Raw genomic sequence first — 22,585 nt, 5'->3', positions numbered from 1 at the left:
GGCATTAGCCCTCGCTTAGCAGTTCTTATATATATTAAGGTTTTTTTAACAAACAAAAAATATCTCCTTCCTTTGCCTTGAGCCTTACGGCAACCTGTGCCATGGTCTTTAAAAAGGGCATTAAAATAATCTTAAGAATCATCTTATCATCTGTTATTCTATCTACTTCCCAAACAAACTGCCCTAAAAGACCGAAGGTATGACCCGACTCCATCATTTCAAAACCAAGTTCCTTAAGTTGTTTTTCTATTTCTTCAAGGATATATCTCTCGCCAATATGCTCCTCTTTTTCCCACTTGTCAAAGTCGTAGAATAATCTTTCGGGGAATATCCGTTTTTCAACCGATTTATCAGGCATATGAAGATAGAGGTAACCACTCCTCTTGAGCGCCTGATAAAAGTTTTTCATAACAATAATGTTGTTCGGGATATGTTCTAGGACATCAATAGAGTAGATAAAATCGTATTGTTGGTAATCAAAAAGTTCAAGTAAATTCTGCGATGCAAAGAAAAGATTTGGTGGGAATATCTCTGCTTTGGTAGGTGCAGAGACATCTAATCCTGTCACACGAACAGAGGGAAATCTCTTTGCCATATTTAAGGCGTGATGTCCGTCTCCGCAGCCAGCGTCAAGGACGTAAGCAAATCTATTGAAGGGAAGTTTCTGAATTGTTTTCATGAAATAGAGGTTTCTTATATAATCGCCCATATGTACAGGATTGAAGGAAGTATGTCTTATGGCTGTTTTTAATATTGCCTTTGCAGTTTCTTTGTATGTCATATAGAAAATCTCATGCAAAATCCCATTATTTTCTATCTAATAATCCAAAGTATATGTTTTCCAGGGCTGTTATCTCAGTTTTTAAATCATGAAACGACTCGATGTGTCTCCTCCCTGTATTGCCCATTTGTTCCCAGGCATCCTGGTGCTCCAAAAGGATGGCAATATTTTCAGCCAGTTTCTCATAATCTTCTTCTTCCGATAAAAGGGCGCTTTTGCCAGGCACAACGATATTCGGGATATCTCCGTGAAAAGTAGAGACAACAGGCATGCCCATTGCCTGGGCCTCCAGAATTACCGTCGGGGCACCGCCTTCTGAGTCGCCATCTGCTGCTGTGATGCTCGGATGGACAAAGATATCGCCTCCTTGCATCTCTTCAATGTATCTATCGTAAGGCAAGAAGCCTGTTATTCTTACATATTTCCTCATATTGTTTGTGTCGAGGAAGTTCTCAATTTCCGGCCTCAAGGGTCCATCCCCAATAATTGTAAACTGATAATTACTGTATGTCCTGCTACTTAGTATCTTCAGAGCTCGCAGCGCGTTGACGAGCCCCTTCTTTTCAACAAATCTTCCACTGAAAACGAGCATTATCTTATCTCCTGGTTTCTTTGGTTTTCGTGGAACGAATTTAATCTTATTGAGAGGTAAAGCAATTCTCTGAATTCGGATTTTATCTTCTTTACATCCAAGACCTATAAGTACCGATTTCATATGCGGTCCTTCAACAAGAAAAAGATCGCCTTCCTCAAAAAGCAGGGTATAGCCTTCTCGCCATTCCTTAATAATTGATCTCTTAGACAGGTCATATCCGTAAAAACTTGTAATTATGGGAACATGTAACCTTTTCTTTGCTTGAATGGCATAAACGCCATGAGGGCCAAAATGGGCATGAATTATTCTTGCTTTACGCAACTCAAGAATATTTTTTAAATAGTAATCTATTCCCCGAACTCTTTTATAAATGCTGTTAAATACCCATCCGGGAGAGTAACGTCTTCGGCCAAGGAGATACATATCGTTTTCAATAAAAGGAAATAAGTTCTGATTGTCTCGTTCCCATGACAGGCAAATGGAGTGAAAGGCGCGGAGTCCGACAATGTAATTATAAATGAATGTTTCCGATGGGGCAAACCAGATTTGGTTTACATGGGCAACCACGTATCTATTCCGGACTGGAGGTGCATTCAGCTCTTCTTCATGAAGGGCTTGGGATGAAAGACCATTCTTGCTGTTATACTTATCCTTTGTTGATGTATTTCTTTCATTCATGAGCGAAAGTCCTGGCGTATCTTTTAAGAAGATCACTTTTATTGTAGAAATCATGTATATGATTGTTCAGCAGTGATATTCTCAATAAAGCAATGATTGAAGCTTTTATAATGCCCGATTTTTTGAGGTCGCTTTTAAAATGCTTTTTAATTATCTGGATCTTTAAATTTCTTTGGTACCTGTTTTCAAGTTTTATCCTTACCTTTTCTGTTATTTCAAGGGCAGTTCTCTTTTCATCGAGGGTCATGCCAGGGCCATTATAATAGGGTATACGTTCAAATTCAGCAAATTCATTCAAATAATATTCGGGATCCATCAACAAATTGCCATTTTCTTTAACCCACTCCATTAGTTTCGTATCGGGGAGCGGCATGAGACTGCCAAAATTACAACCACCTGTTCCATATTTTTCAGCAAATTCAATCGATTTTTTCACATCCTCAATAGTTTCGTAGGGACTGCCGACAACAAAATAAAGTCTCACAAAGAAACCCAATTTGTTGGCAAGCGACACACTCCTTTCAATTTCCTTGACAGACTCGTTTTTTTTGAGAATCTTCAGAATATTGTCGGATGCTGATTCCACTCCAAAAGACAGGTGTGTAAAACCTGCATCCTTCATGTTTCTCAACAAGTCTTCATCAACGCGATCGGCCCTTACCCCTGTGGCGCTCAAGTCCAAGTGTTTTAAATTATTCATTCTGATTAGTTCACAGAGCTCTACAACCCTTTTGCTATCCATAGTAAAGTTATCATCAATAAAACTAAAGTTTCGGATGCCTTTCTCGTACCAGAAAACAATCTCATTCAGGAGGTTGCCGGCGCTTCTTGCCCTGAAATGCCTCCCTAAAATGCTTTTTGATTGACAGAAAATGCATCCGTAAGGACACCCTCTGGACGAGGAGATGCACATTGTATCAGAATATGAAGACATGTCAATGCCTTCATATTCTGGAAAGGGCAGTGTGTCAAGGTCTTCAATAAGATCACGCTCTCCGTTAAATCTTACATCCCCGCCATCCCTGTAAATGAGACCTTTTATTTGAGTAAGTGCCTCATCACTGCATAGTGCAGCCATGGTGTGCTCACCCTCCAGAGAGACCCCAAAGTCGATTTCTTTGCACTGTTCCAATACGTTCAATTTCCATGCGGTAAGATGAGGCCCTCCTGCCGCGATCGGTATATCTGCATATGATTCGATGTTTTTGATAAGCGCATAATGATGTTTGTACCTGAATGTCATTAATGAAATAGCGATCAAATCCGGCTTGAATTCATCGAGTCTTTTGTAAAAGATGCTGGAAGGTAGTTGCAATCCCAAGTCAATGGTGGCTGTATCCACATCTGTTCTTTTAAGATATTCGGCAATATAACCTATTCCGACAGGAGGGTGAGAGCTTTTTCCGCCATAGTGATTGTCAGGATAATCCGGATATATAAAAAGGACTCTTTTAAATCTCATTGTCCAGCGCTTCTCTAATACGATTTACGACAGGCATGATATTGTCTCTGTTCGGATTATTCAAATCGCCATCTATCTGATAGCAAAACTTCAGATAGAAAAGGAAATTATCCATGAGACGCCTGTCAGTATGGCTGTTTATTGCACTCTCTATGACTTGATCAAGTTTTTTAAAATCATCGCAGTAATGCACCAAGCCTTCAATGTTGTAGAATGCATTGCCGAGTGTAATGACCGGTTTATAATAAAGCAGACCCTCAATGCCTATTGTTGAGTTGATGGTAATAATTGCGCTACATTGTTCTATGAGCCTCCTTGTATTGAAGTTAGCAAGGTAGTAACTCTTAACGTTTTTATACTGCCTCCTTGTCTTACATAAGAGGTTTATATGAGTATCTTTTGGGTGCTCCTTGATTACAACAGATATATTTCGATTATTTTTTTTGTTGTATGCTTCTATCGAGGCAAGACATATATCGATAAACTCTGCCATATCATTAACTGATGAATGGCAAATGATCTGGCTGTCAGAGCTAACCTGCAGGGGCAAAAGGATAAATGGCTTTTTTCCAAATAAAAAGAACATGAGGTCAAAAGCAAGAAGAATTGCCCTGAGGGTCTTTCTCGGGTGTTTGAGGTAGTCAAACCATATTTTTATGACATGAGATAATGATTTATAAGAAGGCATGTTGACAAGTGGCCCCGAGCCTTTAAGCAATTCTTTCTGCAAAAAAATACTATATGCGCTCTTATCAATAGCAATACTCTCGTAGTAAGCCTTTTCTCTGGGGCAGGAATTGTTTTTGTTTACCCCTTTCCTGTCCAGAACGATAGTGTCGGGTCTAAAGAAACCATCCTCGAAAATGAGTGCTTTTATGTTCTTTTTCCGGGCCACTGCAAGAGGAATGGATGCATAGTTCCATGAGTCGTTCTGTACAATTACGAGATCGATTCTATTCTCTTGTGTAAATTTGTCTATTGCCTTGGTGTAGTTCATGCCCTCCGTCAATATGGAATTATGGTAATTGCCGTTATTGTAAAGAACATCATATTGGAGATCTGCAAAAAGCGCATTCCTTATATCGTCGTCAATGAGGATGCCACCGGTTGGGGAAGAAAGATCGTTCTTCAATAAACTCTCTCTACTAAGGTATGATATGCCTCTTTCTTTCAAAAAGACTTCATCATTTTTCCAAACAGCAATGTAATAGACGTCGAAATCATTCTCTAATTGGCTTCCCAGAAAGGAAAAGTAGTTTGATCTGTCTGTTACGATAAGAATGCCTTTACGATCCATTAAACTTTCCTTGCAACGGCAATATTGAAAAGGCCATTCCAGCCAGTCGATATGTATTCCTTTTCCCTGTCATGCTGGGTATGTTTCTCGGCAACCACAAAACCTGTTGAAGAAAGAATGTTGTCGAATTCTTCTGGTGTATAGTGTCGGAGATGGGTGGGAAATTCCCTTTGATTATATGCTTGTTTGTCCTGGTTTGGCGTTGAAATAATGAGAAGACCGCCCTTCTTAAGCCTTGTATAGAAGAGCCTCAAGAGCCCTTTGCCATCTACATGCTCGATTGTTTCGAATGAGACTATTACGTCGAATGACTCAAAAGAAAGTTTCCCGGCAAAAATATCCCCGACATAATGTTGTATCCTGCTGTTGTAATAATGTTTTCCGGCATATTCTATCGCTTCCTTTGCCTTGTCAACAGCTATTATAAGAGATGCATCCGTCATCTGAGACATTATGTATGAGCCGTAGCCTACGCCACACGCGCAGTCGAGAACTTTGTCTCCTTCTTTGATGAATTGGCAGGCAAACCTGTATCTTTCTGTATGGTCTTTTCTTATTCCGTCAATATCCGGCGAAACTTGCCTATCGCCATTGCTGCTGTAGTCTTTCATAAATAATGTTAAAAGATTATGAATGTGGCTGATAATGGGCATTGCTAATTCGGAAATTTTTAATCTCCGGGAAATCTTTTTTAAAAATCCTTTCCAATTGTAATATGTCCATGACGGCCTCTGTGAATCATGGTCGGGCAGAAGTTTAGGCAAGGTGCTGATTTTTTCTGCAATTATCCTCAAATTCATGGGTCCGGATACAGAATTGTCGACAATTATCTCGATATTTGCGAATCCTGTTCTTCTTAACATCAAAGAAAGGGAATCATGTGAATAACCCCATTTATGTATATCTCGGTCATTTCTTTGCCATCCGTATATTCCCGCCATTGCATGATCCTTATTGGCAATAGGTAAATTTACATAGGGACTGTTCCCGTCCATTTTTAACTGTTCTATGTGCTTCTCCAGATCAGGGACATTTATATCTATACGACCGCCTACTTTGAGGACAGCGAGCCAGTGACGGAGAGAGCGTAGTGCATCCTTATATGTGAGATGTTCGAGGACATGTCGTGCATAAACTTCATCAATACTTTCATGACCAAAGGGGATTTCCCATGCCTTGCATATATATTCGACGTGAGGGGCGGGGTATATGTCACAGTGAATGTATCCCTGTCGGGGTGAGCCTCCTGAACCAACTTCGACAAAGATCTTTTTCCCGCTATATACTCCTGTGAGTCGGCTCAACAATTCATCAAAGGAATTTTTTCTTTGAAAGGCACTCACCCTTTTATCCGATAAGAATCTATTTCTTATGCCCTCTACAATTTCTTTAAATTTATTTAACGGCAGTATCTCCTCGTTCAGGTAATTTGCATTTTTCCAGGAAAACTCTCTTTTTTGTAAATCAAGGCTAAGTTTTGACCAATCCATGTCTTCCGAGACGAGACACTTTTCCTTTGCCCAAGACCAGAGCTCTGTTCCGGGGACTGCCTGGAGGAGGTAAAATCCCATAATAATAGCCTTATCCTTATTTTTCTCAATAAAATTTGTTGTCTCTTTCAGGTCATTCTCTGTTTCTCCAGGCGTGCCGAAGACAAAGGAACAACCCACGGGAAGATCATACTTGTTACAAAGGTCGATAAATGCTTGATTTTGTTCCGTTGTTACTGTCCCCTTTTTCAGATACTTAAGGAGCTTTTCTGAACCTGTTTCTGCACCAAATCTTATTGAATTAAAGTTTATCATCTTAAGTGTCTTTACTATTTCTTCATCGGCAAGATTTGCCCTGACAAAACCATGGAAGGAGATGCGTTTATGCAAACCTTCCCTAAGCAGGCCCTCGGCAATAGAAAAGAATCTCTCCTTGTTTGCGATAAAGACATCATCGAGGATGTTTATCGATCGGGCTTTATGCCTGTTTATAAGCTGCCTGATTTCATCCAGCACATATTCTGCCGAATGGTAACGGATCTTTCCCCAGAATTGGCAGCTTGCACAGAAAGTGCACCTGTAGGGACACCCTCTCGATGTAAAGAGATAGGCATCTTCTATGAAGGCGCCTGACCGGACAGGATGGGGAAGTGTATCGATATCTTCTATCAAAGGCCGGGGCGGGTTGCATAGAATGGTATTATTTGAATGATAACAGATGCCTTTAATATTTTGTTTAATATTGTCAATGTTTGGTTCACCTTTGTCAAAATATCTTATTAATTCCGTAAGAGTATTTTCTCCCTCTCCGATGACCCCTATATCAATTGTTTTCGGCAACAGATGAGGTAATGACGATATGTGATAACCCCCTATGATCGTAAAACAATCGGTGGCCTCTCTGCACACTTTGGCAACCTGTACTGCATTGTCAAAGACTTGTGAAACAGAACTTATGGCCAATACATCGGGTTTAAATGAGACTATTTCCTCCGATCTCCTTGCAAAAAGCATGTTTTCCAATGAGACGTTCAGTTTTGAGGCTATTGTGGCTGCAAGATATCCTATGCCCAAAGGATACTGTGTTATCTCTTCAGACGGATAATGTGCAACATAAAAGGCTATCTTCAAAGAAAAAAGCTCCCCGTTAATCTTTCCTTTGTCTCCGACCCTCAATGGACAGGAGTATATCGCGATACAATCTATATGCTATACGCTTAAGAAGACCACTGTCTTTTTGTTGTTTTCTTACAGTGTTTTCCGGCAGCAATAGAAAATTTGGCGCAATCATTTCATGATCTTTAAGTATTGAAATAAACTCGTTTCGAGGAATATTTTCTTCATTACCATAATGCCACGGCGTATCAAAAAAACGGCAATCACCGTCTATTCTCAATGTAGAAAAATCCATATCCGTCGAGACATTACCCTTTTCTAATTCTTGAAACCACAATTGACTTCCAGGCAGGGGCTGACATATATAACAAACCCAGTGGCGAAAGGCCGTTGTCATCTCATAATGCTTTATCCTCATAATGCTGTCAATCAACTCTCCCCTTGTTTCTCCCGGAAAACCGTAAACCTGGGACCCACCTATGGGGATACCTGTTTTTTGTGCATATTGAATTGTCCTATCGATATGTTCAGGCTTTACTATTCCGCATTTAATAGTTTCCAACATCCTCGGGTTCAGGCTCTCTATCCCTATGCCAAGTTTTATGGTTCCGATATCTTTGAGCATAGGCATAGTCTTTTCATCAACCAGGTTTGCATTCAAGGAGATTGACTGGATTGTAAATTTCCCCAGCATGTTTGTTTTTGCCATTAAATCGTGGAGTTCTTCAAGACGTCTTCTTGGCGCAAGAAAAGTATCATCCTGGAAATAAAAATGGGGGTTGCCTGTTGTTCTGAAACGTGATTTCATCAACCAGAGAAGTTTATCAGCGCTCAGATAGGTCATCTTTCCTTGAATGAAATGTTCGACACAATGGAAGCAATGGAATGGGCATCCTCTCACTGTTGTTAATTGAAAAGGAATGGAGGGGTTTTCATATACATCTATAGGAAGGGAGTCAAGCTCAATGGGTGTTCTTCTCGCATTAAGACAGACCTGATTGTCTGAGTCTCTATATGATATGCCCATTATTTCATTGAGGTTCGGTTGCCGCGAAATCTTATAAGACCTTATGAGTTCCAAGAATGTTGCCTCGCCTTGACCGATTACGGCGCAATCTGCCTCTTGAGGAAGGGTTTCGGGCAGAGCTGTAATATGGGGGCCACCGATCACGATAGGCCCGGAGAATCCTTCATTTCTGAGCCATGAGATCGTATTTTTTGTCCGTTCCCACATTTCCGAAACACTTGATATGCCTATCAAGTCAGGTTGCATATCAATAATTGCTTCCGGCGTATAAGCGATCTTTATAGTGCAATCATGTTCGAAATTATTTACGTATGAAATAAGATAATTGAAGCCTATATAATGTGCATTTACAGGATCTAAATGGTGCTCAGGTCTTATAAGTGGTTTATAGAGGACAATTTTCATATATGGCATCCTTCTAAACACTCGCAAGTTACATTTCCGGCAATTTGATAAGGCGCATTACCGACGCGTTCACCATTGACAAATAGAGATAACATTCGGTCAATAACAAGAAGATGTTCCATTCTGTTTCTGGTTGTTATAACCAGAGAAAGATGATAAATGCCGGGATTTAGCCACAAAGGTTCCGATGTGACATTAAATGAATGGCTTCCCTTAGGTAGTCTTAGCTCTTCTCCATTCAACCAGCTATTATATTCTGCAACAAACTCCCCCGAAGAATGTACAAAGGCAAGAATCAAAGTAATATACTCATTATCCCATTCCGAAGCAAATGTAAGCGTTATTTTCATAGGAGCACCTAGTACCGTAACAAAATGTCCATTTTCGCTTTTTTTATCGATAGAAAAATCAACGAGAGAAATGCCTCCGGGGTCTACAATTGTCTTATCTTTTTGAAAGATTGCGGAATAACGCTGAATTGCAATATCAGGTGAACCTGCAAATAATATCATGCCGTCATTTATCACGATGGATTTTGATGATAGACGCGCTATTGTCGACATATCATGAGTAACAATTACTACAGCGCATTTTTTTGCCATCTCTACAATCTTATTGTAACATTTTACGCGGAATCCAAGATCGCCAACAGCAAGGATTTCATCAATAAGCAGTACATCCGGATTGCTATGGACTGCTATTGAAAATCCCAGCCTTACAAACATGCCGCTCGAATAGTGCTTAACGGGTGCATCCAAAAATTCGTCTATGTCTGCAAATTCAACTATAGAACTAAAATGTTTATCCACTTCTTTTTTTGTCATCCCGAGGATAGCCGCGTTTATATAAATATTTTCACGTCCTGTCAATAAGGGATGGAAGCCTGCTCCGACCTCTATTAAAGCGCCCACCTTTCCTTTTATTGTAATCTTTCCCTTGTCAGGCCAGAAAATACCGTTAAGCATTTTCAGAAGCGTTGTTTTGCCGGCGCCGTTGGGCCCTATGATCCCTAACGTCTCGCCTTTTTTTACATCAAGAGAGATATTGCTAACAGCCCAGAATTCACCTTTTCTGAGTTTCTCAGGGTGGGAGCTAAGCCCCAGAGAGTTCCTTGTAATATCTTTCATTCCATAAAACATGGATGTTTTCAGAGATTTGCAGTACTTCTTTGATACGCCTTCAACTTTTATGGCCACGGCATCACCGTTAATCATACACGCTCGGCAACCCTTGTCTCTGTAAGATGAAATACGGTTATACATACAATAAAAATCAGCACAGAGAAAATACCGGAGATAAAAAAACCATTTGATTCAATCATTTTCCCTGTTAGGATAAGTTCTCTTGGTGCTGAGATAAAGTAATAAATAGGGTTATAAATTGTAATTGAAGCAAGTATGCCCTCTGAAGGTTTTGCATAGACAACAGGTGTTAAAAACATCATGAAGGTTACGAACACGGAAAGCATATTACCTATGTCTCTCATGACGCCGTTTATCAGGGAGAGAATAAGGCCAAGACCAATTGTAAACAGCAAAATAGGCAACAAAAGAAAGGGGAGCCACAGTATCATCAGTGAGGGCATAATTCCATAAAACACAAAAAGACATATGACGATAAGCATCTGTATGGAAAAGGACAAAAGCGGTTGTCCAATTGAAGAAAAAACAAGAGATTTTTTTGAAAAATTGATCTTTATTATCATTGAGCCCGCATTAACTAACGAATTTGAGCATGCAACCAGACCTGTTGAAAATATCTGCCAGAAAGCAAGTCCCAGCATTGCATAAAGAGGATAAGGAGCGTTGACATTGCCGACTATAAATACGCCTGAACTGTTTAATATGATGAAAACACCTAAACTGATTATGGGCAGAAGGAAAGTCCAGAAAATTCCGATGAATGTTTGTTTGTAGGATGCAAGAAAATCTCTTTTAAAGAGCTGGTATATAAGCCACCTATTCTTTTTGATTTCGATGAATATCTCATTAAAAATGGATAAATAGCCTTTTTTTAGAGAATTATCGGGTTCATATATAATTATTGTTTCGGGCATATTTCTAACCTTTCAATAATTTATGCACGGCTTTTACAATATATTCCAAATCCTCATCAATAAGTTTTGCCGAAATAGGCAGGCTTACAGTATGTCTGCCTATTCTCATGGCATTAGGATAATCCTCAGGTTTCCACCCGAAAGCCTTCTGGTAATAAGGATGTTCCGGGATGCTCAAATAATGAACACCGACGCCGATATTCTCTTTTGTCATTGAAGTGAGAAAATCGTCTCTGCTTATGCCTGTTTTTTCTTTATCTATCAGTATCGTGTATAGATGATATGCATGTATAGTGTCAGGCTCAGGGTTTTTAGGGAGAATAACGGGCAATCCCTGAAAATCATAATTGTATTTTTGCCATATTTCTCTGCGTCTCTGCCAGTATTTCTTAATCCTTTTCAATTGGTGAATGCCTATAGCTGCCTGTAAATCCATCATATTGTATTTAAAACCGCATTCCGTAACATAATAATGTTTATAACCTTCATCCCCGAAGCGTTTCCATGCATCTTTGCTCATGCCATGAAGGGCAAGGATTTTTATGCGTGCGGCATTTTCTTCATTTGATGTTATAACCATCCCGCCTTCTCCGGTTATAATATTTTTTGTAACATAAAAACTAAAGCAGCCAAAATCCCCGAATGTACCAGTCTTTTTGCCTTTATATTCCGATTCAATAGCATGGGCACAATCTTCAATTATCCTGAGGTTGTATTGCCTTGAAATAGCTATAATTCTGTCCATGTTGCATGGGCGGCCTGCAAAATGAACAGGAAGTATTGCTTTGGTTCTTGATGTGATAGCCTGTTCAACCTTCTTTGGATCAATATTCATTGTGTCAGGCTCAATATCAACCAAAACAGGTTTTGCTCCTGCATGGATTATTGCATTAACAGTGGCGCAAAACGTTAAAGCTGAAGTAATGACTTCATCGCCATTTTTTAATCCTGATGCAAGCATGCTAAGATGTAGAGCGGCAGTGCATGAATTAACCCCAATGGCAAAACTTGACTCTTTGAAGGCTCTAAAATCATCCTCGAATTGTGCTACTTTTGGCCCTGTTCCTATCCATCCGCTTCTCATACTCGAAACAACTTCAGCAATCTCGTCCTCCTCTATCATTGGGGAGCCAAAGACGATAAATTTGTCTTTAGAGCGTACGCGTTGTGCAACTGGCTGTTTCATATGATCATATAATAACACAGATGTTTTGGATTCATCTACTTTATTAATGCATGTTGAATACGGACATTGTCAGGGCTTTACTTAATGACTTGCTATTTCGGGATTTATTTTTTACTATTGAGCAAATGTATTATAAAGAGAACTTATATGTTTAAGCCAATGGTTAGTATTATTGTAATAAATTATAATGGTAATGATATTACTATCAAATGTCTTCAAGGTATACAGAAACAGACATTTAAAGATTTTGAAATAATTATTGTGGATAATTACTCAACAGATAATTCTCTTACATATATAAAAAATTTTGTTACAACAGAAAAGTTAAATGAAAAAACTAAAATAATCCCTCTTTTAAAAAACTCCGGTTTTTCTGGAGGTAATCTGGAAGGATTAAAATATGCTGAAGGCAAATATATAGCTTTGCTGAACAATGATACCGAACCGGATAAAAAATGGCTTTTTGAACTGATAGGAGCAATGGAAAATAATTCTGATATCGGTATTTGTGCTTCAAAGCTTATTAGAAATAATGAGAATTTTATTGACAGCGCAGGAGATGGTTACTCAACGGCACTTAAAGGATTTAAGCTGGGAGAAGGAAATAAAGAAGATTCATATATAAGTAAAGAATTCATTTTTGGAGCATGTGCCGGTGCAGCCTTATACAGAAAGAAGATGCTCGAAGAAACAGGTTTTTTTGATGAAGATTTTTTTTTAATATATGAAGATACTGATCTGAATTTCAGGGCACAAATTGCAGGTTGGAAAGTTTTATTTGTTCCAACTGCTGTTGTTTATCATAAAGTTCGTTCGTCAATAGGTATTATGAGTGATACAGCAATATATTATTCTCTTAGAAACAGCGAACTTGTGAGGATTAAGAATGTTCCCCCGGGTGTTTTTTTAAGATGTTTCCCTGAATTTTTAATAAATATTTTTGCCGAATTCTTATATTTTGTAGTTAAACATAAAAAATTAAAGATATATTTCAAGGCAAAAATGGATGCACTAATAATATTTCCAGAAATGCTAAAAAAAAGAAAAGTAATAATGAAAGCAAAAAAGGTAAACAACAAATATTTATTAGATATAATGACACATGTATGGCAAAAGGATTTTTTTGAAACAAAAATTAGAAAGTTTTTATATGGTTAGTGTTATAATCCCTACTTTTAATGCAGAGAAGTATATACACAAGCTTCTCTCGTCAATTCAATCACAGACGATCCCCTGCGAAATTATTGTTATTGATTCCTCCTCCACAGACAATACCATAGATATTTCAGAATCATTTGGAGCTAAAATCATATCTATAACAAAGGAAAACTTCAATCATGGCAGGACAAGAAATTTAGCAGCTCTACAAACCAAAGGGGAAATTATTGTATTTCTCACACAAGATGCTTTGCCATGCAACAAATTCTGTATAGAACTGCTAACGAAGCCTCTTGAAAACCCTGAAATAGCAGCATGCTACGGAAGGCAAATACCTGCTGATAATGCAATGCCAACAGAAAGGTTTGCAAGATTATTTAATTATCCCGAAACGCCCCTCTTAAAGGGATTAAACAGTTTAAGAGAGTATGGCATAAAAACCTACTTTTTCAGCAATGCGTTATCGGCGATAAGAAGAAAAGAATTTGAAGAATTAGGCGGCTTTCACAAAGATATTATTATGTTTGAAGATATGCTGTTTGCTGCAAAGCTTATTATGAAAGACTATAAAATAGCCTATATACCCGAGGCAAAAGTTATTCACTCCCATAACCTCACATGGTCTGAGCAATTTAAAAGATACTTTTATGCAGGAATATCATTCAAAAATAATCCATTGTTTTTAAGATATGCAAAAGCAGATAAAGAAGGGGGTAAATTCTTAAAAAATGAGATTGAATATTTTGTTCGCAATAAGGCTTATTATTGGATTATTTATGCCCTTATTGAGTCTATCTTTAAATATTCCGGTTATATCTTGGGCATAAATTATGATAAAATTCCATGTTGTTTTACAAAAAAATATCGGAAGCTCGATGACAAATAAATCAAGATTACATTATATTATTATATTATTTGCAGATTTGTCAGCTATATATGTTTCAATTATTATCGCTTTTTGCACAAGGATATGGATTGAAAGTTTTTATCCTTTAATTCCTTTAACGCACCCTCTTTTGTCTTATATACAAAGGTGGTGGATAATATTTATTATATTGGCGGTAATTACCTTCCACAAAGGCTACGGTATAGTAGTAACTGTATGGGATGAACTTCTAATCCTGTTTAAAAGTCTCTTATTATCTTTTTTAATTGTGTGGGCCATACTGTCCCTTCAAAAAGAGACCGAGGCAGTATCAAGAATCATAGTGACTCTAAGTTTTTTTTATATGATTGCTTCATTGCCTTTAATACGTTTCTTAGCAAAATATCTAATGTATAAGGCATTTGACGAGAGGATGGAATCATTTCTTATCGGAGAAAAAGGAGAGGCGGAAAATAAATTAGTAAAATCGCTTAACAGTGAATGGTACTCAGGATATAGAATAAAAAGCATTGTTAATGATATTTCCGATATAAATAATGTTGAAACATGCTTCATTCCTGTTTGGTATGCCGACGAAGAAACAGTAAAAAATCTTAAAAAGAAAGTGAAAAATCTGATAATGGTTTCCGAAGGATTTGGATTTTCTTTCATGAGCACAGAAATAATGACCTTTTTGGATAAAGACATGGCGTTGATAACAACAAAAAACGGTCTTTTATCCGGACGGAAGGTATTTTTGAAAAGAGTATTTGATATAATATTATCATTTTTTATATTAGTCTTTTCAATCCCCCTTTTTTTATTAATTCCAATATTAATTAAAATTGATTCAAGGGGACCCGTATTTTTTTCACACACACGTTGTGGGCTTAATATGGCCAGTTTTAATATGCTTAAATTCAGAACGATGCATGCCAACTCAGGTGAGCTAATAGAAAAATATATCAATGAAAATCCTGAGGCATATAATGATTTAAAGGAAAGAAACAAAATAAAAGAAGATCCGAGGATAACTGGTTTTGGAAAATTTTTAAGAAAAACCTCTCTTGATGAATTACCGCAGTTGTTCAATGTGATGAAGGGTGATATGTCAATCGTTGGGCCCAGACCTGATTCAAAAGAAGCCTTAACAGACTACTATAAGGATTACAAAGAAATATATATGAAGGTTAAACCTGGTATTACAGGGTTATGGCAAGTAAGTGGAAGAAGCGATATAAATTATTCAAAAAGGGTAAAACTTGATTATCAATATGTATTAAATTGGTCACTGTGGTTTGATATTGTTATTATTTTAAAAACATTCAGGGCAATTATAAGCGGTAAGGGGGCATATTAAGTATACATATTCAAAAAAGGGTATATTATACAAATACTTTGTAGCAAATATTTAAAAAGTAGTTTATTGTATTACAATTTAAAGCTATAAATTAATAAAAAAGTCTTTTTTTATACATTTTATTGAATTATATGTAGAAAATACTTGTCTTTTTATTAAATAATATGTAACAAATACTATTATACTATAAGGTTTATGGGGTTATGAGACAAATAATACCAATACTGGTTTCACTCTTTGCTGCTGTCGGGGCATGGATTTTCTTTTCCTATGTTATGTATCGTATTGGCAGGAAGTTTGAAATAGGTTCTTTTCTAGGATATTGTATTCCGGTATATAACATTGTTTTTCTATGTAAATGCGGGGATATTTCGCCATGGAATACTTTAGGGCTTATAGTGCCAATCGTAAATATTTATTTTACGATTCACATCTGGGGTAGTATTGCGGAAAGACTTGGGAAAAATTATTGGATTTATGGAATAGGATCATTTATTTTTTATATAACCGTATTTATTATGGCATTCGATAGTTCCCAGCCTTCCGGATATATACTTGCTAATAAATTAGGTAAAAACAAGGATGATCAAAGTGAATATGATAAAGATATACAATCAGATATAATTAGCGAAAATAAAGAGTTAAAGGAAGATAAGATAAACGAGAAGAATAAAGCAAAAAAAGAAAAAACTTTCAAAACATCTTCTATGTCAGGATTTTTGCCAAGTTTAGACGTTATCAGTAAAATAGGATTAAGGACAATAAGTGAATTAATTGGTTTTGATATCGGAAGTACTTCAATAAAAATCTGCACCCTAAAAAAGATTAATGATGGTTTCCAAATTCAAAACATAGACAAAAAATCATACGAAGAAGATATTTTAAGTGACGGCAACATAATTGACCAAGTATTTGTTGCACAAGAACTGAAAAAAATAATTACAGAGAATAATATCAAATGCAAGGATGTAGCTTGTGCACTATCGAGCTATGCAATCATTACAAAAAAAGTTACAGTTCCATTCCTCGAGGAAGAAGAACTTGAAAACAGTATAAGACTCGAAGTGGAATCAGTTATCCCTTTTCCATTAAAAGATATTTATTATGGTTATTATGTTCTTGGAGTGGATGAAGAAAAAGAAGATATGATGAACGTTCAGATTGTTGCAGCAAAAAAAGAAATAGTTGATGGCTATACTACAGCATTCAACTTAGCAGGTTTGAATTTACAGATTCTGGACGTGGATATTTTTGGTGTTACAAATATGATTGAACAGATATACGGTACGAATGAATTTTCAGTAGTTGCTGTAGATATAGGTGCTTCCATAACGAATATTGCAATAATAAAAGGTGATAGCCTTGAATTTACAAGGGAAATATTATTGGGAGGAAAGTACTTAACAAACCAAATAGAAAAGTCTACCAAACTTAGCCATATGGAAGCTGAAGAAAAGAAGATAATGGCAGACAGTGAAGTGGTATATTTATTTGAGGATTTTATATTTAATATTACATCTGAAATTACAAAAACAATCAATTTTTACACTGCTACAAAACCTAATGACACAATTGGAAAAATATACTTAACAGGCGGCTCATCTTTGCTGCAAGGCTTGAAAGAGAAAATAGAGGAAGACACCAGGATAGAAGTAGAATATGTTGACCCGTTCTTGCTTTTGAATTTAAATGAAGCAAAACATAGCGCTTACGAGGAATATAAGACTTTTATGAGCATAGCACTTTATTTATCCTCAAGGATTAATGATTTAGGACAATGATAAAAATAAACCTTTTACCCAGTAAAGGAAAGAAAGACTTATTAAAGATCGATCTGTTCCTGTTTTTTTTCTATAATGATAATAACTTTCCTTATTTTTGGGGGTATTTATTATATTAATGCAAGGGACATATCAAACTATAAAAATAAAATTGAAGACATGAAGAGAGAAATTGCAAGCCTTCAAAGTATTTATAAAGAATACCTTGCGATGGAGCAAGAAAAAAAGGAGATTCAACGAAGAATAAAAGCAATAGACGGCATAAAAGAGGGTAGAGCGCTCTCTGCAAGGATTTTATACGATCTTTCCTCCGTAATAAAAGATAATGTTTGGCTTATAAGCTTTAAAAAAACAGATAATAAATTTGAGCTGGATGGGAATTCGTTGGAAAATGAATCCATTTCAACCCTTGTTGAAAGCCTTTCGCATATTCCCTATATTAAAAACGTAGAATTGAAAAGCGTATCCGATGCCACAGAACAAGGCGTTACAATAAAGAAGTTTATTATTTCCGGTGATATTGTCCTATGAAAAAAATTCAGTTAGATTTCAAGGGAATAATTAAAAAAATTGCAAAGATCAAAAGAATATATAAACTTTTGTTTAGTATCGGGTTTAATATATTAATTTTTGTATTACTTTTTTACTTTATTATAAGTCCTCAGCTTGAAACTAAAAAACAGTTAATTGGAGAATACAATAAAATTAAACAAGAATTTGATAATATGGTAGCCATTAAAAATAACATGCCTAAATTCCGCCAGGAATATGCACAATTAAAGGAACTTTTGCAACAAACACTTAAACAATTGCCCGAGACTAAAGATATACCTAATTTATTAAGAAACGTTTCCAATATTGGTTCTGAAACAAGGCTGAAAATAACATATTTTGAACCTAAGGCATTGCAAAATAAAGAATTTTATGCAGAGTTACCATTTTCAATACGATATAGCGGTCCATACCATAATATTGGATATTTTTTTGATAGTATTAGAAAATTGGAAAGAATTATAAATATCTCAAGCTTCACATTAGCAAATGATCCGAAAGCAATTCCTACGAGAATGGTTCTTACAGGGGAATGTATTGCAACAACATATGTTTACACGAAAGAGCAGCCGAAAAAGGATAAAAAAGAACAGAAAAAGGAAGACAAGAGTGAAGCGCCTGCGAAAAAATAGAATGCTTAAAAATTGGATTTTGGATTCCCATGTTTTTGACTGGGATAGGCATTATGGATTACTTTTTTCTTTAGGATCTTTTTTGCCCTTATTTAGGGGTTCAATGCTTATTATTTTAATTGTATTTTTATTCTTTTGTTCCACTGTTTATTCTGCTGATCCAAAGATGGAACAAAAGAAAAATGAGCCCAAAAAACCTGAGGTTTCTCAGAAATTTAATGTAGGTGATTTTGTATATGTTTCGGAAAACAAAAGAGACCCCTTTGAACCTTTGTATCTACTGAAAATGAGGCAGGACAAAGTTGCAGGAGTATCAAAGAAGGGCTATGAACTGGAAGAATTAAAACTTGTAGGCATATTAAAGGCGGGCAATAATCATTATGCTATGATGGAAGACATGCAGGGCAAGGGTATTTCCTTCAAAAAAGGTGATTTTCTTAACAATAATCTTTGGATTTCAAATATAATTAATAGTAAAGTGATTCTGAGTTATAAATTAAAAGGCGAAACAAAAAGGATAGAATTAGATATCCCTAAAAAATGAAAGGGGTGAGAGAATATGAGTAAGAAAACTATGCTTTTGTTATTTATGATATTATTGATACCTTTGCTGTGCTTTGCGCAATTAGCAAAGAAACATGATGCGAAGATATCTTTCGATTTTATGGATGCAGATGTAAGAAATGTGCTTAGGATTCTTGCTGAGGTTTCCGGTAAAAATATAATAATATCCGATGATGTAAAGGGAAAAGTAACAATGAAACTTGATAATATAACGTGGAGTGAAGCGCTTGATATAGTTACAAAATCAAATAATCTTGCCAAAATGGAAGAGGAAAACATAATAAGAATAATCACTGTTGCCAAATATTATGATGAGAGAGATAAAGAAAGGAAGGACAGACTTGATTTTTTAAAGGAAAAAACAGAAAAGTTGAAATCCGGTGAAGAACTTGTAATGGAAACGATATATTTAAATTATGCAAAAGCCGCCGATGTGGAGAAAATGATAAAAGGTGAAGCAACCGGAGGAGCTGTTGGAGGAGCTGGTGGAGGTGCTGCTCAAACCATAAAAGGATTTCTCTCAGAATTTGGTACGATTACGCAGGTAAGCTGGAATAATGCACTTATTATAAAGGATAATAAGGATAATGTTGAAAGAATAGTTAAAATTATAAAAGAACACGATATTGCACCCATACAAGTGCAGATAGAGGCAAGGATAGTTGTTGCAGAAGATACTTTTTCAAGGGACCTTGGTATAAAATGGAATGCGATGATTCAGGACAGAATTAAAGGAATACAAAGGGAAACAAGCGTTGCAGGGGCAGTAGCAGAATCGGTCGCAGGCGCCACTGGTACATTAAGATTTATTTTGGGAAGCGCTGCTGATGCATTCTGGTTGGATGGAGAGCTTTCTGCCAAAGAAAGGGAAGGTTTATTAAAAACCATCTCGCATCCCAAAGTAGTTACTTCAGATAATCAAAAAGCAAGGATTGCGCAAGGAGAAGAAATTCCATACCAATATACCGCACAAGCAGGAGCTACACCAACAACAGAATTTAAAAAGGTTGAGCTCAGCCTTGAAGTGACGCCGCATGTAACGAGGGATGGAAATGTAAAGCTTATTATTAAAGCAACAAAAAATGAGGTAAAACAATTCGGTGCACTATATGGGGCAACTACAAAAGAAGCTACAACCGATGTTATTGTAAAAGATGGAGAAACCGCTGTACTTGGTGGTGTATATGAAACAAAAAACGAGGATGCGGAAGATGGTTTGCCTTTTTTAAGAAGCATACCCATATTAGGTTATTTCTTTAAACATAAAAGCAAGACTGATAATAAGACTGAACTTCTTATTTTTGTTACACCGACTGTTCAAAAAAAGCTCTATAAAGTAGAGGGTTAGATGAAAATAATAATTTATTTATTAACAATTTTATTTACATTCTTTTCATTTGAATGTCCTGCCGAAGAGGCAGTGAAAGGTAAAGTAATTGGAACAACTCAGAATAAGCTAAGCATTTCCACCGGGGAATGTGCAGTTACAGATCTTGGAAAAAACTACGGTGTTACAAAAGGCGATATATTTAAAATATCAGAAGAAAAAGATCCTGATTTAAAAGGTCCTATAGGAAGATGTGCTGTTCTGGATGTTAAAGAAGGTAAAAGTACCTGCGAAATTGTTAAAATGTCAAAAGAAATCAGAAAAGGAAACATTGTTTTAACAAATAAATTACTTTTTTCTGACAGCAGGCTTTATCCAATAATTTATGATTCTTTAAATAAGTTTCTGCAACCTTACGAGCCATATAAAAAAATAAATGTATACATTTATAATTTTTTCGATGAGAAAAATAATATTACAAGATTTTCTGAAATTTTAAAAAAAGAAATGAAGACAATATTTTCACAGAAAAATAGAATTAATTTGTTAAGCTATGATGTAGGTAAGGGCTTTGTGCTTTATCCTGAGGAATATTTAAATACAAAATTTGTTGAAGATTATATGAAGAGGGATGATATTAATGTTTTAATTGCTGGTTCATATAAAACCAATAATGAAAATATTGAACTAACCATAGTTCTGATAGATAAGGATTATGATGATTATCAATTGCATTTTACTTTAAAATCAAGCGACTATGGTAATCTTATTTCCGAAGTAACAGTTCCATACACACCATTGGAAAGAAGAGATATAATATGCAATCTGTTTTATAAACCAGTTCTGTTTACGCCCCAGAGAGATGACAAAAAATACTTTGTGCTTCAGGAATCAGATAAAAATCCTTTTACACAATACACTTTAGGAAGAATTGATTTTAACATAATTTCCCCTGTGGATTTTAAAATTAAAATTGGAAACAACATCATTAATTTTAATGAAAGGAATGAATACAAATTAACTTTGCTGAAGGGCACACATAGGTTATCAGCATCTTTTAAGAGGGGATTTTATTATAATGATTCTCTCATGTATACTTCTACAAAAGAAATAAAAAAGGAAATTTTGTTAAATCTTGAAAAAGGCGGAGAAATCAATATAGATCTAAATGTAACTCCGTTATATGATAAGGAAAATATAGAATTTAAAATTTATAAAAAAACTGAAAGGGAAATTTTTACATTAAAGCCAATTTATAAAACAGAATCAATAAATCAGCTTGAAACGTACAAAGATTAATAGTTTTTAAAAACTAATTCAATCATTCTGTAATGGAAAGATTATCAAAATTTATTTCACGTTGCGGTATAGCGTCCCGCAGAAAATCAGAAGAAATAATATTGTCTGGCATGGTAAAAGTAAATAATGACATAGTACTAGAGCCGCAATACAGTGTTGATTATACAAAAGATATTGTAACAATAGATAATAATGTAATAAAACAAAATGAAAAGAATATTTACATAGCTCTCTATAAACCAGTTGGATATATATCCGATTTGAAGGATGTCAGAGGGAGAAAGCTTGCACGTGAACTTATTAATTTTGAAGGTAAGCTTTTTCCTGTAGGGAGGCTTGACTATAACTCTGAAGGTTTAATAATATTTACTAACGACGGCGAACTTGGAAACATGATAATGCATCCAAGATATGGCGTTGAAAAGGAATATCTTGTTAAACTAAAAGGCGTGCTAAATGATGATGATATTTTGTCAATAAAAAAAGGTATTACTATAGAAGGTGTTCCAGCTCGTGCAATAAATATTACATATGTTGGTCCGGCATTTAATAATAACTGGTATTCTATAATACTTCACGAAGGTAGAAACAGGATTATAAGAAAAATAGGTGATATTATAGGACACCGTATTTTAAAAATCAAGAGAGTAAGGATCGGTCATATCATGTTAGGAAATTTGAGTTCCGGGTCATACAGGTTTTTAAAAGAAAGAGAAATTATGCCATTTAAAGTACGTTAGATTAATATTTTATCAATTTGTATGCTGTTGATAAATGTGGTGTTAATAAATTCAACAAGAATCTTATAAATTAGGCTTAATACGATTTTTTAGGGCTTTTTTATCTCCATAAAACCTCTTCAATGATCTTGCTCTTGAGACTTTTATTTGATCCCCGGTGAACTCTCACCAACTCCTTGAGGTACGCAAAGCAACCGTCTAGTGAGTTTGTGGT

At 35.9% G+C, this 22,585-nt stretch carries 19 protein-coding genes; 10 read left to right on the top strand and 9 right to left on the bottom strand.

The genetic code is table 11. The features are described 5' to 3' along the window. Window positions 1-34: 34 nt before the first annotated feature. From NT010_12670 to NT010_12630, 9 genes are read right to left on the bottom strand one after another with little or no spacing between them, the layout of a single operon-like run. Entirely contained in the window at window positions 35-781 is a 747-nt protein-coding gene (locus NT010_12670; protein MCX5806894.1) for a class I SAM-dependent methyltransferase, read from the bottom strand. Between the two features lie 25 nt (window positions 782-806). After that, a complete protein-coding gene (locus tag NT010_12665) occupies window positions 807-2,054 on the bottom strand; it encodes a glycosyltransferase (GenBank protein MCX5806893.1) in 1,248 nt (415 codons plus the stop codon). After that, window positions 2,047-3,516, bottom strand: a complete 1,470-nt coding sequence (locus tag NT010_12660) for a radical SAM protein (GenBank protein ID MCX5806892.1) — start codon at window positions 3,514-3,516, stop codon at window positions 2,047-2,049. The genes NT010_12665 and NT010_12660 overlap by 8 nt, the downstream gene beginning before the upstream one ends. Further along, entirely contained in the window at window positions 3,506-4,813 is a 1,308-nt protein-coding gene (locus NT010_12655) for a hypothetical protein (GenBank protein MCX5806891.1), read from the bottom strand. Before NT010_12655 ends, NT010_12660 begins: the two co-directional genes overlap by 11 nt. Continuing rightward, window positions 4,813-7,434: a methyltransferase domain-containing protein gene (locus tag NT010_12650; protein ID MCX5806890.1), complete on the bottom strand. Its 2,622-nt coding sequence runs from the start codon at window positions 7,432-7,434 to the stop codon at window positions 4,813-4,815. The genes NT010_12655 and NT010_12650 overlap by 1 nt, the downstream gene beginning before the upstream one ends. 16 nt (window positions 7,435-7,450) lie before the next feature. Beyond that, on the bottom strand, window positions 7,451-8,851 hold the full coding sequence (locus NT010_12645) for a radical SAM protein (protein ID MCX5806889.1): 1,401 nt from the start codon (window positions 8,849-8,851) through the stop codon (window positions 7,451-7,453). After that, window positions 8,848-10,065, bottom strand: coding sequence for a polysaccharide ABC transporter ATP-binding protein (locus NT010_12640; GenBank protein ID MCX5806888.1), 1,218 nt, complete (start codon window positions 10,063-10,065; stop codon window positions 8,848-8,850). The genes NT010_12645 and NT010_12640 overlap by 4 nt, the downstream gene beginning before the upstream one ends. After that, complete coding sequence (locus tag NT010_12635) at window positions 10,062-10,907, bottom strand: ABC transporter permease (GenBank protein ID MCX5806887.1); 846 nt, start codon at window positions 10,905-10,907, stop codon at window positions 10,062-10,064. The genes NT010_12640 and NT010_12635 overlap by 4 nt, the downstream gene beginning before the upstream one ends. A 4-nt stretch (window positions 10,908-10,911) precedes the next feature. After that, entirely contained in the window at window positions 10,912-12,093 is a 1,182-nt protein-coding gene (locus NT010_12630) for a DegT/DnrJ/EryC1/StrS family aminotransferase (protein ID MCX5806886.1), read from the bottom strand. 147 nt (window positions 12,094-12,240) lie between these two features. Between NT010_12630 and NT010_12625 the strand changes: the two genes are divergently transcribed. The 10 genes from NT010_12625 to NT010_12580 all read left to right on the top strand — a co-directional run bounded on the left by NT010_12625 (window position 12,241) and on the right by NT010_12580 (window position 22,371). Next, window positions 12,241-13,251 (top strand): glycosyltransferase family 2 protein, encoded by a 1,011-nt coding sequence (locus NT010_12625; protein ID MCX5806885.1) that lies wholly within the window; start codon window positions 12,241-12,243, stop codon window positions 13,249-13,251. Then, complete coding sequence (locus tag NT010_12620) at window positions 13,244-14,137, top strand: glycosyltransferase (protein MCX5806884.1); 894 nt, start codon at window positions 13,244-13,246, stop codon at window positions 14,135-14,137. The genes NT010_12625 and NT010_12620 overlap by 8 nt, the downstream gene beginning before the upstream one ends. Next, window positions 14,127-15,476, top strand: coding sequence for a sugar transferase (locus NT010_12615; protein MCX5806883.1), 1,350 nt, complete (start codon window positions 14,127-14,129; stop codon window positions 15,474-15,476). The genes NT010_12620 and NT010_12615 overlap by 11 nt, the downstream gene beginning before the upstream one ends. A 203-nt stretch (window positions 15,477-15,679) precedes the next feature. Further along, window positions 15,680-17,257, top strand: coding sequence for a type IV pilus assembly protein PilM (gene pilM, locus NT010_12610; protein ID MCX5806882.1), 1,578 nt, complete (start codon window positions 15,680-15,682; stop codon window positions 17,255-17,257). A gap of 159 nt (window positions 17,258-17,416) precedes the next feature. After that, window positions 17,417-17,788, top strand: a complete 372-nt coding sequence (locus NT010_12605; GenBank protein ID MCX5806881.1) for a PilN domain-containing protein — start codon at window positions 17,417-17,419, stop codon at window positions 17,786-17,788. After that, a complete protein-coding gene (gene pilO / locus NT010_12600; GenBank protein ID MCX5806880.1) occupies window positions 17,785-18,441 on the top strand; it encodes a type 4a pilus biogenesis protein PilO in 657 nt (218 codons plus the stop codon). Before NT010_12605 ends, pilO begins: the two co-directional genes overlap by 4 nt. A 1-nt stretch (window position 18,442) precedes the next feature. Next, window positions 18,443-18,985 carry a hypothetical protein gene (locus NT010_12595; protein ID MCX5806879.1) on the top strand — a complete coding sequence of 181 codons (543 nt, stop codon included), beginning with the start codon at window positions 18,443-18,445 and terminating at the stop codon, window positions 18,983-18,985. Between the two features lie 45 nt (window positions 18,986-19,030). Continuing rightward, window positions 19,031-20,353: a type IV pilus secretin PilQ gene (pilQ, locus tag NT010_12590; GenBank protein ID MCX5806878.1), complete on the top strand. Its 1,323-nt coding sequence runs from the start codon at window positions 19,031-19,033 to the stop codon at window positions 20,351-20,353. Further along, a complete protein-coding gene (locus NT010_12585) occupies window positions 20,354-21,631 on the top strand; it encodes a hypothetical protein (protein MCX5806877.1) in 1,278 nt (425 codons plus the stop codon). 32 nt (window positions 21,632-21,663) lie between these two features. After that, window positions 21,664-22,371 carry a pseudouridine synthase gene (locus tag NT010_12580; protein ID MCX5806876.1) on the top strand — a complete coding sequence of 236 codons (708 nt, stop codon included), beginning with the start codon at window positions 21,664-21,666 and terminating at the stop codon, window positions 22,369-22,371. Window positions 22,372-22,585: the final 214 nt, after the last annotated feature.

Source organism: Pseudomonadota bacterium (assembly GCA_026388275.1).
Classification (GTDB): Bacteria; Desulfobacterota; Syntrophorhabdia; order Syntrophorhabdales; family Syntrophorhabdaceae; genus JAPLKB01.
This window is presented reverse-complemented; position numbering and strand designations above follow the sequence as displayed.

Coding starts and splice junctions, on each gene's coding strand:
- NT010_12615 (MCX5806883.1), top strand. CDS start 14,127: ATGACAAATAAATCAAGATTACATTATATTATTATATTATTTGCAGAT.
- NT010_12655 (MCX5806891.1), bottom strand. CDS start 4,813: ATGGATCGTAAAGGCATTCTTATCGTAACAGACAGATCAAACTACTTT.
- NT010_12580 (MCX5806876.1), top strand. CDS start 21,664: ATGGAAAGATTATCAAAATTTATTTCACGTTGCGGTATAGCGTCCCGC.
- pilO (MCX5806880.1), top strand. CDS start 17,785: ATGAAAAAAATTCAGTTAGATTTCAAGGGAATAATTAAAAAAATTGCA.
- NT010_12635 (MCX5806887.1), bottom strand. CDS start 10,907: ATGCCCGAAACAATAATTATATATGAACCCGATAATTCTCTAAAAAAA.
- NT010_12605 (MCX5806881.1), top strand. CDS start 17,417: ATGAAGAGAGAAATTGCAAGCCTTCAAAGTATTTATAAAGAATACCTT.
- NT010_12595 (MCX5806879.1), top strand. CDS start 18,443: ATGCTTAAAAATTGGATTTTGGATTCCCATGTTTTTGACTGGGATAGG.
- NT010_12620 (MCX5806884.1), top strand. CDS start 13,244: ATGGTTAGTGTTATAATCCCTACTTTTAATGCAGAGAAGTATATACAC.
- NT010_12630 (MCX5806886.1), bottom strand. CDS start 12,093: ATGAAACAGCCAGTTGCACAACGCGTACGCTCTAAAGACAAATTTATC.
- NT010_12625 (MCX5806885.1), top strand. CDS start 12,241: ATGTTTAAGCCAATGGTTAGTATTATTGTAATAAATTATAATGGTAAT.
- NT010_12640 (MCX5806888.1), bottom strand. CDS start 10,065: ATGATTAACGGTGATGCCGTGGCCATAAAAGTTGAAGGCGTATCAAAG.
- pilM (MCX5806882.1), top strand. CDS start 15,680: ATGAGACAAATAATACCAATACTGGTTTCACTCTTTGCTGCTGTCGGG.
- NT010_12665 (MCX5806893.1), bottom strand. CDS start 2,054: ATGAATGAAAGAAATACATCAACAAAGGATAAGTATAACAGCAAGAAT.
- pilQ (MCX5806878.1), top strand. CDS start 19,031: ATGATATTATTGATACCTTTGCTGTGCTTTGCGCAATTAGCAAAGAAA.
- NT010_12585 (MCX5806877.1), top strand. CDS start 20,354: ATGAAAATAATAATTTATTTATTAACAATTTTATTTACATTCTTTTCA.
- NT010_12670 (MCX5806894.1), bottom strand. CDS start 781: ATGACATACAAAGAAACTGCAAAGGCAATATTAAAAACAGCCATAAGA.
- NT010_12660 (MCX5806892.1), bottom strand. CDS start 3,516: ATGAGATTTAAAAGAGTCCTTTTTATATATCCGGATTATCCTGACAAT.
- NT010_12645 (MCX5806889.1), bottom strand. CDS start 8,851: ATGAAAATTGTCCTCTATAAACCACTTATAAGACCTGAGCACCATTTA.